The organism is Ruficoccus amylovorans (genome assembly GCF_014230085.1).
Classification (GTDB): Bacteria; Verrucomicrobiota; Verrucomicrobiia; order Opitutales; family Cerasicoccaceae; genus Ruficoccus; species Ruficoccus amylovorans.
Window position 1 is genome coordinate 120414 of sequence record NZ_JACHVB010000060.1, and the last position, 14129, is coordinate 134542.

The following is a 14129-nucleotide window of genomic DNA, read 5'->3' on the forward strand; positions in this document are numbered from 1 at the left end:
TAACCGGTGCGCAAACGCTCGGCGTTTGATCCGGTTGAGGTGGGGACCGACTGAGCCAGCCATCGCTACACCGTCAGAAAGGCTGCCCCCTACAACAGGAACCACTGGAGATGAGCGCCGACAGCTACCACGGAGACCAGAAGTGTGTCCGTACGGTGACAGAAACCGGACAATCCTTGCAAGTTGCGGATCGGGCATTGCCGAACCGGCAGGATATCTGCTTAGGTAGCCCCCGCATGAAGGATCCCCGACTAGAACCCAGCGAACTCACCACCAACCGCAAGGCCCTCCTCGTCAACCTGGACCAGAATGTTTACGGCACTTTCGCCGAAATCGGGGCCGGGCAGGAGGTGGCGCGCCACTTTTTCAAAGCTGGCGGTGCCGCCGGTACCATTGCCAAGAGCATGTCGGCCTACGACATGAAGTTCAGCGACGAAATCTACGGCAAGGCCAGCCGCTATGTCTCGCGGGACCGGCTGAGCCAGATGCTCGACCACGAGTACAGCCTGCTCATTAACCGGCTCAGCGAAAGCCGCGGCGACAACACCACCTTTTTCGTCTTCGCCAACACCGTCGCCGCCGCCAGCTACAACAACAACAAGAACTGCCACGGCTGGATGGGCATGCGCTACCAGATTTCCCCCAACAGCCCGCCCAGCGACATCATCATCCACGTGCGCATGTGGGACAAGACCGGCTCCGCCCAACAGGAGGCCCTCGGTATCGCCGGGGTCAACTTTATCTGGGCCGCACTCGTCTATTACAAGGAGATGGGCGAGTTCATCCCCTCCCTCATCGACAACCTCGGCAACGAACGGCTGGAAGTGGACATGCTGGAGTTCCACGGGCCGGACTTCGAGCAGGTGGAGAACCGCGTCGTCTCCCTCCAACTCGTCGAGCACGGCTTGACCAACGCCGTCATGTTCGGCTCCGATGGCTCCGTCCTCCAGCCCTCCGAGTTCCTTTATAAAAAATCACTCCTGGTCGAACGCGGCTCCTTCCGCCCGATCACCCATGTCAACACGGACATGCTCAAGTGCGCCGGGGCGCAGTTCATGCAGGAGGACTCCGTCCAGGGCGAGCCCGTCGTCGCCCTGCTCGAAATCACCATGAAAAACCTCCTGGCCGGGGGCACCGACATCGACTACGAGGACTTCCTCGCCCGTGCCGACGCCATCAACTGCCTCGGCTACCATGTATTGGTTTCCAACTACATGGAGTACTACCGGCTCAGCGCCTACTTCCGGCGCTACACCCAGAAGATGATCGGCATCGTACTGGGTATCAATCACCTGCAGGAAATTTTCAACGAGGAGTACTACGAAGACCTCGACGGAGGCATCCTCGAATCCTTTGGCCGCCTCTTCAAGGCCAACGTCAAGCTCTACGTCTATCCGATGAAGGGCAACAGCTACAACAGCTACATCAGCGGCTCCGAAGCCAAGGAAAAGCTCCTCGACAGCGGGGCCAACGGCTTTGCCGACGAGATGCTCATCACCGCCGACAACCTCAAGGTCAAAAGCAAGCTGCGGCACCTGTATTCGTACCTGATCGAAAACCACTTCATCGAGCCGGTCATCGGCGCCGCCCCCGGCCACCTCGACATTTTCTCCCGCAACGTCCTGCGCCAGATCACGGAAAAGAACCCCGCGTGGGAAAAATCAGTTCCGCCCCGCGTGGCCGAACTGATCAAGTCCCGCGGCCTCTGGGGCTACGGCCAGTGCGACCTCCCCGAAAAAGAGACCGGGAAGTAAGTTTCCCCGCCGGGCGGCTTGCCGCCAAACGCGTTGCTTGTCGGGCCACGCCAGGAAACACATAGCGCGGTCTGGAAAAGTCCGTCCCCCCTCCCACGCCCCGAAACTGTCACCCGTGCGCTGAGGATTGCGCTTGCCATGCGGCGGCGCGGGATGCACTCCTTTGGGCCATGAGCAAAGTCATCATTGTCGGAGCCGGCGGGGTGGGCAAAGTGGTCGCGCACAAGTGCGCCCAGGCCGAAGACATTTTTACGGACATCCTCCTGGCCTCGCGCACGGTGGAAAAGTGTGAACGCATCGCCGAGGAGATCGCCCACATGCGCGGGCGCGTCCTGCGCACCTGCGCTCTCGACGCCGACAATGTCAGCGCGGTCACCCGCCTGCTCGAAACCGAAAAGCCCGACCTGCTCATCAACGTCGCCCTGCCCTATCAGGATCTCCCCCTGATGGACGCCTGCCTCGCCGCCGGGGTGGACTACATGGACACCGCCAACTACGAGCCGCTGGACAACCCCAAGTTCGAGTACAAATACCAGTGGGCCTACCGCGAACGCTTCAAGGAAGCCAATGTCATGGCGCTGCTCGGCTCGGGCTTCGACCCCGGCGTGACGAACGTCTTCTGCGCCTACGCCCAGAAGCACCTCTTCGACGAAATCCACACCGTGGACATTGTCGATGTCAACGCCGGCAACCACGGCCTGCCCTTTGCCACGAACTTTAACCCCGAGATCAACATCCGCGAGATCACCCAGGAGGGCCGCTACTGGGAAGAGGGCGAGTACAAGGCCGTCTCGCCCATGTCCGTCAAGTGCGACTACCACTTCCCCGCCGGGATCGGCAGCCAGCCCCTTTACCTCCTCTACCACGAGGAGCTGGAGTCCCTCGCGCTCAACCTCAAGGGCCTCAAGCGCATCCGCTTCTGGATGGGCTTTTCGGAAAATTACCTCAACCACCTCAAGGTGCTTGAAAATGTCGGCATGACCTCGCACGAGCCGGTCGTCTTCGAGGGCAAAAAGATTTCGCCGGTCGCCTTTCTGCGCTCCGTCCTGCCCGACCCGGCCAGCCTGGCCGAACGCTACACGGGCAAGATCTGCATCGGCTGCGACATCACCGGCGTCAAGAACGGCCAGACCAAGCGCTACTTTGTCCACAGCATCCTCGACCACGTCGAGACCTACACCGACACCCGCAGCCAGGCCATCAGCTACTCCACCGGCGTGCCCGCCGTCACCGGCGCGGCCATGGTCGTGACCGGCAAGTGGCGCAAGGACGGCGTGTACAACATGGAGGAATGCGACCCCGATCCCTTCCTCGAACTGATGCCCAAGCTCGGCATCCCCTGGGACGTGACCGAACTCGACCCCGCCGGAGCCATCAAGTAGGAACCTTGGGGACTCTAAATTAATGTGGCCACAAAGGGCACAAAGAAGACACGAAGGGCGCAAAGCGTTTCCGCGCCTGAGGCCTGTGTGGCTTTGAGACTTTGTGGTTAACATATCGCTTCTAGCTGAGTTCATGCGCCACTTCACCCATTTCGATCCGTCCCGCGTACCCTCCCCCAGCTACGTGGTGGACCTGCGCGCGCTGGAGAAGAACTGCCAGCTCCTCGGCGAGGTCCAGCGACGCACCGGCTGCAAGATCCTGCTCGCGCTTAAGGGCTACGCCGCCTTTTCCACCTTTGATGTGATCCGCCCGTACCTGGCCGGGATCACCGCCAGCGGGCTGCACGAGGCCCTGCTGGGGCAGGAGTTCTTCGGCGGAGAGATCCACGCCTACTCCCCCGCCTTCAAGGAGGCCGAAGTCGAGCACCTGGCCCGCTTCGCGCACTCGCTTTCGTTCAACTCGCTCGGCCAGTGGCGGCGGATGCGCCCGCTCATCGAGGCGGCGAAAAACCCGCCCAGTTGCGGGCTGCGCGTCAACCCCGAGTACGCCGAGGTCGAAGTGGAGATTTACAACCCCTGCGCGCAGGGGTCGCGGCTGGGGATCACCGCCGCCGCCCTCGAAGGCGAAGACCTCACCGGGCTGGAGGGGCTGCACTTCCACACCATGTGCGAGCAGAACGCCGACGTCCTCGCCCGCACACTTCCGCACTTCGAGGAAAAGTTCGGCCACCTCATTCCCCGGATGAAGTGGGTCAACTTCGGCGGCGGACACCACATCACGCGGGCCGACTACGACGTGGACCTGCTCTGCCGGCTCGTATCAGATTTCCATGACAAGTACGGCGTCCAGGTCTATCTGGAGCCGGGCGAAGCCATCGCGCTGGGCACGGGCGTGCTCGTCGCCACCGTGGTCGACATCGTGGACAACGCCGGGCCGGTCGCCATCCTCGACACCTCCGCCACCTGCCACATGCCCGACACGCTGGAGATGCCCTACCGCGCCGAGATCGTCGGGGCCGGGCTCCCCGGCGAGCATCCGCACACCTACCGCCTCGGTGGCCCCAGTTGCCTGGCCGGGGACATCATTGGCAGCTACTCCTTTGCCGAGCCGCTCCAGCCCGGCCAGCGCCTCGTCTTCCTCGACATGGCGCACTACACGATGGTCAAGAACACGACCTTCAACGGCGTCCCTCTGCCCGCCATCTGCACCTGGTCCCCCGACAGCGACAAGATCACTGTGGCCAAAACCTTCGGCTACGCCGACTACCGCAACCGCCTCTCCTAAGCGGGTTGCACCCGCTGGCAATGAGGGGGCGTTGCCCCCTACGGAGCCAGAAAGGCTCCTACCCCAGTGCGTGTCCGCACAGGACATTGAGGGGCTCTGCCCCTACGCCGCCAGAAAGGCGGCTATCCCAAGACTGGCAGTCTGTACAAGCCTCTCCTCTTAAAACGATATCCCTATCGTTAAGCCGTGGCTTAAGCACACTGGCCTCGGGTCTTTCCGGACAGGCCTAGAGGGCGGTGGTGTCTATTCTTCGACCACGGTACGCGCGCGCTGGTTGCTGGGGCGGTAATTGGGGGACCAGACCCGGTAGCCGGGGATGGTAATCGTACCGCCCTCCTTGAAAATCGCTTCCTGCAGCTCGATTTCGCGTTCGATGATGGCGGCGCGCTTTTTGTCGATCTGCTCGGTCTGGATGCTGAGCTGGGCAAGTTCCTGCTTGCGGCGTTCGATGTCCGCGAGAATGGCCCGCTGCTCATCAGTGAGGCTGGCACCGACGGCGGCCTGGCGCGCGGCGATCTCGGCCTGCTGCTTGCGGGTCGCCTCCAGTTGGGCCTGAATCTGCTGCATCTTGCCCGCGATGTCAGAAGCTTCCCGTTCGGCGGCTTCTCGGGCGAGGGCTTCCTGCCGGAGCTTTTCGTTGAGCGCCTTCAGCCGGGCCTGACGGGCGGCCTCCTCCTGCTCGGCCTTGAGAGCGGCCATGCGCTCGGCCTCAGCCAGCGCCTTGGCCGCGGCGGCGGCCTCCCGCTTCGCATAGGCTTGATGGCTGGCCTCCAAATCGGCCAGTTCCTGCTGTTGGGCAAGGACTTCCTGCCGGGCGGCGTGGTTGACATTAATCAGTACGACGACGCCGATGAGCGCCGCCACCAGGGCGAGCGAAAGGATAATAACGGCTTGTTTCATGGGTTTGCAGGCGGGGGAATTGCAGTCAGGTTATGCAATAAGTCAGCAAACACACAGGAATGTTTCCTGAGGGGCACAAACAGCCTGAAGCATACCCCCCGGCCAAGGCGAGGCCAATCGCGGCCCCGTCTCCACCGCTAGCTGGTTGCCGACACCCGCCGCCAGCGATGCCAGAGCAGTCCCAAACCGATCAGCACGAGCCCCGAACTCCAGGCGCGCCAATCCACCCAGAAGGCCAGAAACACACAACTGGCCAGTCCCGCATAACCAATCAGGCGCGGGTAAAGCGTTTGCTCCGGCCTGAGCCGGAGAGCGGCCAGGTTACAGATCGAGTAGTACACCAGCACCGTGAACGTGCTGAAGGACCAGGCCAGCTTGATGTCGCCCAGGCCGACCAACATACAGATCAGCACCGCCACGCCTACCACCGCAGCGGCAGGCTGCCCGGCGGCTCCGACTCGTCCGAACCGCCCCGGCATATCGCCCCGCAGGCCCATGGCGTAGAGAATCCGCGAGAGCCCGAGCACGAGGTTCAGCAGCACACCCAGCAGGGCCGTCACCTCGCCCACCCGCCACAGAGCCGGATAGGGCGCACCCCGAAGCTGCGCCCAGGCCACCCCGAGGTAGAGCAACGCCGAGGCCCCAAGCGTGAGAAACATTGCCAACGGGATGTTTTTGCGCGGGTCGCGGATCTCGCCCCCCATCGTGGCAATACGTCCGTAGCCGGTGTAACCGACAAAAATCAAAGCACAGACTTCGAAAAAGCTAAAAACATCGCCACCCGCCGGGGTCGTCCCGGGCGCCGCCATCCGCACCCCGCCCAAGACAAAAGCCAGCAGCGCGAGCAGGGTGAGCGACACGATCACGAGGTTGACGAGGCTCGTCCGGCGCAGCCCCCCGAGGATGACAGCCGTCATAAGCACAATCACCCCCAGCGCCACGGGGATTTGCCAGGGCACGTCGGCGAAACGCCGGGCAATCGCCAGCGCGGCAGTCGCCGCCGAGGCGCTCTTGGCCAGCAGAAACATCCACCCGGCCGTAAATCCGAGCGCGGGCGTGAGCAGGCGGTAGCCGTACTCGTAGGTGCCGCCAGCCACCGGGTAGTTCGCGGCGAGCTGGGCGCTGTTGAGTCCGTTACAGGTTGCCACGAGGGCGGCCACGAGGATGGCCGCGAGAACGTAGAGGCCGGTCATTTCCACTCCCAGGGCAATAACGACAAAAACCCCTGTCCCGAGGATCGACCCCAGACCGATCAGAACGGCCCCGGCCACGCCCAGTTCGCGTTTCAACTCACTGCTTGCCATCTTTCGCACAGTGCTCGCCCCCGGTCCCGAGTCAACCCGTTCGGCGCATAGGGAGGCTGTTGTTACCGAACCGTAACACTTCCTTCTCCCCCGGGGTAAAAAAAACGGCCCCCTGACGGGAGCCGTGAAGAAAACTGAAAGCTTTTGAAAAAGCCGAAGCCGAGCTGGGCGCGGAGCTTAGTAGCTCTTGCCGATGACGCGTTCCTTACCGGCAAGGGTGCCGTTGTCCTTGCCGTTGGAGTGGAAGACGCCGAAGACCACGCCGCGGTAGTTGTTTTCGGTGACCAGTTCGGGGTCTTCGCCGCGGTTGTTGATGCCGCGGGCGATCCAGCCGTTTTCGGTCTTGCGAACGAGCTGGTGGCCGACGAGATCGCCGTTGCGGTCGCGGTACACGACCATCATTCCGGCGCTCAGGCTGCTGAAGGAGGCGCGGTCGATCATCAGGATGCTCTTGCTGTCGTAGTAGGGGAGCATGGACTTGCCGTCGGCGGGGATGGCGGTCCAGTTGTCATTCATGGCGGCGACGGCCAAGGCGTCGGAGTAGGCCTGGGAGGGGGCGACGCTGGAGGCGAGCTTTACATCGGCGCGGACGGAGTTGGCGGCGAAGGCGATCAGGGCCACCAGAGCGAAGAAAATCGAAGTTGTTACAGGTGCTTTCGTTTTCATGCCTGCATCATCCCATATTTTCGCGTTTTCCGGCATTAGTCCTCCGACTGATCCTCTTTCGGGGCACACGGCAATCATACGCCATAAACGCTGTATCGGTGATCGGGTTGGCGCTGTATCCGCCCTAAGGTCTTCACTGTATTAAGGACTTTTCTTGCCAACCGACGGAAATCCCCGTAAATGCCTCTCATGCGTTACGGGCTCAGTATTTGTGCGGTTTGCGCGTTAACACTGACCGGCTGTGTGACGGACTCGGGCGGCCAGGCAAACCAGGCTCCAAGCTCCACCGTCAGCCCCAGCAGTGCCCGTTCCGCCGCCTACAAGGTGGAGCGTCTGGGCAACGGACGGATGGCCGCGCAGGGCTCCGGCATGTCGATGGCCCCCCTCTACGGTGACAACACCGTGGTCGTCTTCGATCCGATTGCCTTCGACGACCTCCAACCGGGCATGGTCGTGCTCTACGAGGCCAGTGACGGACGCCTGCTCTGCCACGCGCTTTCGCGCAAAATCGGGCAGACCTGGGAAGTCGAGGGTATCAACAACCCCGACATCGACCCGGAGCGCGTCCACGCCGATAATCTCAAGGGCGTCGTGTACGCGACCTTCCACAGTTGGGAAGCCGCCTCGACCGTCAACAGCCGTTAAACGCGCCGGAAAAGTTCCAAATCCGCTTGCCTTCGGGCGGATGGCGGCATGACCTGTCCTTTTTCTCTCACGTGATTGCCTACGCCGAATTCTCCACCCTCATGCTCGTCCTGCTGCTGGTCGTCGGTCTGGCAGCCCTGTGCTTCGGAGGCGACTGGCTCGCCCGTGGCGCGGCCTCGCTGGCCCTGCTGTGGAAGATCAACCCGGTCGTGGTCGGGCTCACCATCGTGGCCATCGCCACCTCCATGCCCGAGCTGATTACCGCCCTGATGGCGACCAGGCAGGGCAGCGACAGCCTCGCCCTGGGCAATATCATCGGGAGCAACCTGGGTAACATCGGTCTGATTCTCGGCATCGCCGCGATCATCGCCCCGGTCAAGATCCAGTGGCGGCTGATCCGGCAGGAAGTACCCATCCTCTTTGTCGCCACCCTGCTGTTTACCCTGCTATGCCTGACCGGTTATTTGTTCAACGGACGGCTGGGACGGATCGAAGGGGCGGTGTTGCTGGTCGGTGCGGTCGCCTATCTCGTCTTTCTGGTCATTCAAGCCCGGAAGGCCCGCGACGACATCCAGAAGGAGTTTGAGGAGGAAACCGGCGAACCGGTCAAGAGCATCTGGGGCTGCCTGGGCTTCATCGTGCTGGGCGGGTTCGCCCTGTGGCTCGGGGCGGAACTGCTGATCGGCAGCAGTGTGGAGCTGGCTGTGCGCATGCACATCAGCGAGGCCCTCATTGGCCTGACCGTGGTGGCCATCGGCACCAGCCTGCCCGAACTGGCGGCCTCCGTCGCCGCTGCCCTTCGCGGCCAGAGCGACATCGTGACCGGAAACATCGTCGGCTCGAATATTTTCAACATGCTCCTGGTCGGTGGCGGCGTTTCCACCCTCTTCCCGATTCGGATTGACGGGCAGCTCTTCCTGCTCGAATACCCGGCCATGATCCTCATCACCGTGCTGCTGTGGCTGGCGTTCTACACCGGACGCACCGTCACCCGCCGCGAGGGCGTGTGCTTCGTGCTGCTCTACGTCATCATCCTGACCGTCTCGGGCATGACCCAGTAATACCCCTGCCGCCTGCTCCCCCCTGCTGAGCGACCGCCACAGGCCTGGCGAAATGGCGAAAACCGCTCCGTTGAGCCAATCCCTGCGGGGAAAGGCAACCATCGATATTTATTGGTCAGGATTGCAGCCCGGCGTTGACCCCCGGCTGATCTGCGGGCACATTGCCGCCCATGGCCGAGGATACACGCAAACAAGTACTGGTTTTCAGGCACGGACAAACCGAGTGGAGCCTCAATGGCAAACACACCTCGATCAGCGACATCGAGTTGACCGACGAAGGGCATCGGGGCGCTGTCGCCCTGCGCCCGCTGGTGCAGCAGTGGAAGTTCTCGCTCGTGCTCTCCAGCCCGCTCAAGCGCGCCCGCGAGACCTGCGAACTGGCCGGGTTGGGCGACCTGATGGAGATCGACCCCGATCTGATGGAGTGGAACTACGGCCAGTACGAGGGCCTCACCACAGAAGAAATCCGCCGTAAAGTTCCCGGCTGGGGCATTTTCACCCATCCGGTGCCCGGCGGGGAGACCCCCGGCGAAGTCGCCGCCCGCTGCGACCGCGTTATCAACCGCATCCTCGATGCCGCCGGCGACGTGGCCATTTTCGCGCACGGACACTACCTGCGGGTCTTCGCCGCCCGCTGGCTCAAGCTTGCCCCGGAGCAGGGGCAACACTTCGTCCTCGACACCAGCTCGCTCAACCGCCTCGGCTATGAACACGAGACCCGCGCCATCCTTACTTGGAACGCCACCATCGGCGGCTAGGGCGTTCAAAAAATACTGTAGCCACAGTATTTGAATGGCTAAATGGCTAGTGTCCCGTTAGCTTAGTTCCTGATAAAAATATTTTCACCGCAGAGGCGCAAAGACGCAGAGCGACCTCTGTATCCACGAAGTTTTTTGTGCTTCTTGTGCCTTTTTGTGGCCATTAACATTTGTTAAGAACTTAGCTAACACGACACTAGAGCGTTTTAAAAAATACTGTAGCCACAATAATTGAATGGTTAAATTGTTAATTGTTGGATGCGAAACGTAGAAAACAACAATTAGCCATTTAACTATTTAACCATTCCTCCTAATACGCGTACTCGACCGTTTCTCCCGAATCGGTGATGACTTCGAGGGTGCCGCCATCAGCTTCGATGACGAGATCCTCGTAGCTTTCGCCGTTCACCGGTTCGAGGGGCATAACGTACTGCTTCTCAACGAGCGTCGGATAGGCGACTTCGGTTGCCCCCTCTTCGAGCAGGTAGAGCTGCCCGGCCGCCCCCACCTGGCGCAGGTTGTTGGTGATGGTCTTTTCGCGGCTGGTTTCACGGACCTTGTTGAAGGCCGGGATGGCCATCGCCGCGAATACCCCGGTGCTGGCCATCAGGGTGCTGCTGTCGCCAAAGCCCGCGCTGACCGTCGGCCAACGCGCGTCGCTGAAGATCGAATCGGGCCGAATCACAGTGACGGCGGCTGCTCCGGCTTCGGCCTTGTCGAGACTCAGCACCGGGAAGACAAACTCGTACAGGCCGAGCACCCCCGCAGCCTGCGGGAACTGCTCTACGATGTTGTCGCGCAGGGCGATGAAGGTCTGGAAAGCTTCCTGGGAAACAAAAGTCAGGCCGTTGCCCTCAGTGGGGAGACCCTTGACCGCCGCCTGATAGGCAGGCGTGTCCGCGAGACGGGCTTTGCCGCTCCGGCATTCGTCAAAGAAGGCCCGGCTGCTGGCTATGGTCAGGTCGCCCGTGGCGGTATCGAGGATGACGACCACGGTCGGCAGCGGCAGGCCGGTGGGAGCGGAGGCTTCGTCCTGGTAAATCACCAGGTCACCCTCCTCGGTTCGGGTCATCGTGCCCTCACTGACATTCATCTCGATCGGGATAACACCTTCGGATACGAGCCAGCTCATACCCTTTAGCTGCACAAAAAACTCCGTCTGCGGCACAGAGATCGACTCCTCCGCCATCGGGAGCGCCATTTCACTCATCTCGCCGAAACGGACCACCGTAGTCACAACCGTGTCGGACTTATCGAGGGCATCGCCGATGGTCAGCGTGCTCGCCGGGCTGACGGGCTTGCCGAGGATGCTGGCGGCGGCCTGATCGCCATTGCCGGGCATGAAAGCCTCCGCTCCGTCACGGACGACCTGCGCGATGACGCGGCCCCGGATGTCCTGAGTCACAAAAATGTCCGCGTCTGCCGGAGCCAGCGCGAGGGCGTCAAAGGCATGCGGTTGTTCCCCGAAAAGAGCGAACAGGCCCTTGGCCCCACCGGGGAGGTAAACGACACTCTTGTTGCGGAACGTCGTCCCTTCAGAGTAGGAACTGGCCCCGATGGCGGAAAGTTCGGAAATCCCAAGGATTTCGACCGCCTGGTCGTAAGGGAACATCGCGGCCATCATCATGCCCATGTCCGTCGGGGAATGCGCGGCCATCCCGCCCATGAACGCGTTGAGCTGGCCCCCCAGTTCCTGGAAAGCCGTTCCGAAGTCCTTGAAATAGAAGAAATTGCCTCCCAAATCGAGATCCTTCCCGACCGCCTCGAACGCAGGCGAACGGCTTTCCTTCGGTACCAGCGGAAAGGAGTCGGTATCCGCTTTCTCCGGCTCCTCCTTTGGAGCACAGGCGGACAGGGAGAGGAGAACAGCAAGCAGGCTCAGGCCAGAGAGGACGGTTTTCATGGGAACGATGATGACATCGGGATACGGTCCGGGCAAGCCTTACGCGCCGGAAACCGGTTAATTGGTCATTTTCCAGCGGTCATTTATCATTGGGCATTGGAGGGGGGAGCGCGACAGCCGGGGGCGGAGGCGGCGGCTGCTGACAAGCGCTAAAAACGTCCCGCCTCCACGGTGATTACGAAGGGGTCGGGCACAAAAAAGGCGGGCCCGTCAAATCAGGCCCGCCAGGGAAAGTTTGTTGATGTTCGTCCGAAATCAGTCGATCTGGATAACTTCGGCCTCTTCGACGATGACCTGATCACCCGAGGGCTGGATCACATCCACGCTGCGCTCCTGAATGTAGACCCCCACCACGTTGACCGGGATACGGACCTCGGAAAAACCGGGAGCAGAAACGAAAAGGCTGCCAGAACCGGGCATTCCGCCCTCGATCGGGACACTCACGGACATGGCACCGGCGGGGATCGCCACCTCGGGCATAACCACGCTCTGCGGGATGTCGGTCGTCACATCAATGGGCAGGCCGCCCTGCGGGGCCGCGAAGTCGATCTTGACCACGAGCACTTCACGCTGCCCGGAGGAGAGCGAAAGGCTGCTATGGCTGACGCTCAGCTTGGCCGGGTCCACCTGGAAGTTGCCCACAGAGAGCAGCCCCGAACCGGTGGAGATCTCCACGCGGTAGGTGTCACCCGCCGGAAGCGGCGGCACCACGAAACTGAGCGAAGTCGGCGAGTAGTAGGTGGTTTCGGCTTCAAAGCCCCCGATCACGACCTTGTCGGACTTGCTGAAGCCGCGGCCGACGACCGGGATGCTTGAGCCGACCGGCCCGCGATAGGCCTCCAGGGTGATGACGTAGCGGTTGGTCAGGGCGAGGGTGTACACCTTGCCGCTCTGGGCCTGCTTGTCCTTGAGGTCGCCCTTGAAGTCGGTCTGGTAGTCCAGGATGAAGTAGTAGCGGGCAGCGTTGCGGCCCTCGGGCATGGCGAAGTTGTATTTGTAAATGTCCTTGCCGATGTCGCTCTGCTGCATCGGGCGGGCTTCGCCATCAATGACGACATAGGGCTTGAAGCTGCCCTTGACCAGCGAGTTGTCCATATTGTCCACGGACATGCTGATCTCATAGATCCCCGAGGGGTTCTGCGGGACCGGGTTGCTGGTCAGATTCGTGATGGACGGGCCGCAGCCGGCGAGGAGCGCCGCCAGCCCAAGCAACGGGAGGAAAAAAAACTTTGCCTTGCTCATGGGTTCAGGAAGCGCATAGCCAATAGACCTTTTTGTGAGCCTGCAAGCAAAACCCTCGGAACGCCGCCCCCTCGGCCTGTACGTCCACGTGCCTTTCTGCGCGCGGGCCTGCGACTTCTGCGCCTTTTACCAGGAGGCCCCGCGCCGGGGCGACATCGACCGCTACCTCGCCGGCATCGACCGCGAAGCCGCTTCCGCCCTGACCGGACAACCGGTGGAGACGATCTTCTGGGGCGGTGGAACCCCCGGCCTGCTCCCGGCCCGCGACCTGCGCCGCCTGGGGGAAACACTTCTCAAGCACCTGCCAGAGCCCCCACGCGAATGGTCGGTCGAGCTGGCCCCCTCCGCCGTCAAGCCCGACAAGGCCGCCGCCCTGCGCGAACTCGGGGTCAACCGCGTCTCCATGGGCGTGCAGAGTTTTGACGACGAGTTGCTGGACAAACTGGGCCGCCAACACCACGCCAATCAGATTTACCAGGCCTGGGAAACGCTCCGCGCCGCCGGGTTCGATAATATCAACCTCGACCTGATGTTCGCCCTGCCCGGCCAGAGCCGCGAGCAGTGGCTGGCCGCCCTGCGCGAAGCCATCCGCCTCGGCCCCGAGCACATCTCGACCTATTGCCTCACCTTCGAGGAGGACACCGCGCTGTGGGTCAAGCTCAGCCAGGGAAAAATCCGCCGCGACATCCCCCAGGAGGCGGATTTCTACACCCTGAGCTGGGAAACGCTGGCCGAAGCCGGGTACGCCCAGTACGAGGTTTCCAACTTCGCCCGCCCCGGCCACGAATGTATCCACAATATCAATACGTGGCGAATGACGGAGTGGCTCGGGCTCGGCCCCTCCGCCGCCTCGCAGTACGGAGGCTGCCGCTACGCCAACGTGGCCGACCTCGACAAATGGCTGGCGGGCGTGGACGCCGGTCAGCCCGCCCGGGTGGACGAAGTGGATCTGACCCCGGCCATCCTTGCCACCGACACGCTCATCTTCGGCCTGCGCATGAACGCCGGGGTGGACCTCGCCCGGCTCGAACGTGACTGGCCCGGCCTTGACCTCTCCCCCGTCCGCCCCTGGGCTCGCGAACTGGCCGACGAGGGCCTGGCACTGCTTGAAGGCGACACCCTGCTCCTCACCCCCGCAGGCCGCCTTCTGGCCGACCGCGTCGGGGCCTCGGCACTCGAACTGCTGGAAGGTTAGGGTCTGGAATGCGGGCGATTTTTCCCAATGGAGG

The 14129-nt window shown here is 62.3% G+C and carries 12 protein-coding genes; 7 read left to right on the top strand and 5 right to left on the bottom strand.

Going from position 1 to position 14129, the window contains the following annotated elements:
* Positions 1-236 precede the first annotated feature (236 nt).
* From H5P28_RS17415 to nspC, 3 genes are all read left to right on the top strand, one after another.
* Entirely contained in the window at positions 237-1754 is a 1518-nt protein-coding gene (locus H5P28_RS17415; protein WP_185676965.1) for a TonB-dependent receptor, read from the top strand.
* A 170-nt stretch (positions 1755-1924) separates the two neighbouring features.
* The gene (locus H5P28_RS17420; RefSeq protein WP_185676966.1) at positions 1925-3136 is read left to right on the top strand and encodes a saccharopine dehydrogenase family protein; all 1212 of its coding nucleotides are present in this window, start codon (positions 1925-1927) and stop codon (positions 3134-3136) included.
* A gap of 133 nt (positions 3137-3269) precedes the next feature.
* Complete coding sequence (nspC, locus tag H5P28_RS17425) at positions 3270-4421, top strand: carboxynorspermidine decarboxylase (RefSeq protein ID WP_185676967.1); 1152 nt, start codon at positions 3270-3272, stop codon at positions 4419-4421.
* 243 nt (positions 4422-4664) lie between these two features.
* Here nspC and H5P28_RS17430 read toward each other — a convergent pair whose 3' ends face one another.
* From H5P28_RS17430 to H5P28_RS17440, 3 genes are all read right to left on the bottom strand, one after another.
* Positions 4665-5321, bottom strand: coding sequence for a hypothetical protein (locus tag H5P28_RS17430; RefSeq protein ID WP_185676968.1), 657 nt, complete (start codon positions 5319-5321; stop codon positions 4665-4667).
* A gap of 137 nt (positions 5322-5458) precedes the next feature.
* Positions 5459-6625: an APC family permease gene (locus tag H5P28_RS17435; protein WP_185676969.1), complete on the bottom strand. Its 1167-nt coding sequence runs from the start codon at positions 6623-6625 to the stop codon at positions 5459-5461.
* A gap of 177 nt (positions 6626-6802) precedes the next feature.
* Positions 6803-7291 (bottom strand): S24/S26 family peptidase, encoded by a 489-nt coding sequence (locus H5P28_RS17440; protein ID WP_185676970.1) that lies wholly within the window; start codon positions 7289-7291, stop codon positions 6803-6805.
* A 180-nt stretch (positions 7292-7471) separates the two neighbouring features.
* Here H5P28_RS17440 and H5P28_RS17445 point away from each other — a divergent pair, with 180 nt between their 5' ends.
* From H5P28_RS17445 to H5P28_RS17455, 3 genes are all read left to right on the top strand, one after another.
* Positions 7472-7936, top strand: a complete 465-nt coding sequence (locus H5P28_RS17445) for a S24/S26 family peptidase (protein WP_185676971.1) — start codon at positions 7472-7474, stop codon at positions 7934-7936.
* 71 nt (positions 7937-8007) lie between these two features.
* Complete coding sequence (locus tag H5P28_RS17450) at positions 8008-8997, top strand: calcium/sodium antiporter (RefSeq protein ID WP_185676972.1); 990 nt, start codon at positions 8008-8010, stop codon at positions 8995-8997.
* 170 nt (positions 8998-9167) lie between these two features.
* Positions 9168-9755 carry a histidine phosphatase family protein gene (locus H5P28_RS17455; protein ID WP_185676973.1) on the top strand — a complete coding sequence of 196 codons (588 nt, stop codon included), beginning with the start codon at positions 9168-9170 and terminating at the stop codon, positions 9753-9755.
* 310 nt (positions 9756-10065) lie between these two features.
* On the opposite strand, the gene H5P28_RS17460 is transcribed toward H5P28_RS17455, so the two are convergent.
* Together H5P28_RS17460 and H5P28_RS17465 are read right to left on the bottom strand one after the other, a co-directional pair.
* Positions 10066-11658, bottom strand: coding sequence for a hypothetical protein (locus H5P28_RS17460; protein ID WP_185676974.1), 1593 nt, complete (start codon positions 11656-11658; stop codon positions 10066-10068).
* A 255-nt stretch (positions 11659-11913) separates the two neighbouring features.
* Positions 11914-12900: an IPT/TIG domain-containing protein gene (locus H5P28_RS17465; protein ID WP_185676975.1), complete on the bottom strand. Its 987-nt coding sequence runs from the start codon at positions 12898-12900 to the stop codon at positions 11914-11916.
* 34 nt (positions 12901-12934) lie between these two features.
* Between H5P28_RS17465 and hemW the strand changes: the two genes are divergently transcribed.
* A complete protein-coding gene (gene hemW, locus H5P28_RS17470; protein WP_185676976.1) occupies positions 12935-14095 on the top strand; it encodes a radical SAM family heme chaperone HemW in 1161 nt (386 codons plus the stop codon).
* Positions 14096-14129 lie beyond the last annotated feature (34 nt).

Bases quoted from the DNA above. Each gene is read 5' to 3' on its own strand.
- H5P28_RS17435 (WP_185676969.1), bottom strand. From the start codon at position 6,625: ATGGCAAGCAGTGAGTTGAAACGCGAACTGGGCGTGGCCGGGGCCGTT.
- H5P28_RS17420 (WP_185676966.1), top strand. From the start codon at position 1,925: ATGAGCAAAGTCATCATTGTCGGAGCCGGCGGGGTGGGCAAAGTGGTC.
- H5P28_RS17430 (WP_185676968.1), bottom strand. From the start codon at position 5,321: ATGAAACAAGCCGTTATTATCCTTTCGCTCGCCCTGGTGGCGGCGCTC.
- nspC (WP_185676967.1), top strand. From the start codon at position 3,270: ATGCGCCACTTCACCCATTTCGATCCGTCCCGCGTACCCTCCCCCAGC.
- H5P28_RS17460 (WP_185676974.1), bottom strand. From the start codon at position 11,658: ATGAAAACCGTCCTCTCTGGCCTGAGCCTGCTTGCTGTTCTCCTCTCC.
- H5P28_RS17455 (WP_185676973.1), top strand. From the start codon at position 9,168: ATGGCCGAGGATACACGCAAACAAGTACTGGTTTTCAGGCACGGACAA.
- H5P28_RS17440 (WP_185676970.1), bottom strand. From the start codon at position 7,291: ATGAAAACGAAAGCACCTGTAACAACTTCGATTTTCTTCGCTCTGGTG.
- H5P28_RS17445 (WP_185676971.1), top strand. From the start codon at position 7,472: ATGCCTCTCATGCGTTACGGGCTCAGTATTTGTGCGGTTTGCGCGTTA.
- H5P28_RS17465 (WP_185676975.1), bottom strand. From the start codon at position 12,900: ATGAGCAAGGCAAAGTTTTTTTTCCTCCCGTTGCTTGGGCTGGCGGCG.
- H5P28_RS17415 (WP_185676965.1), top strand. From the start codon at position 237: ATGAAGGATCCCCGACTAGAACCCAGCGAACTCACCACCAACCGCAAG.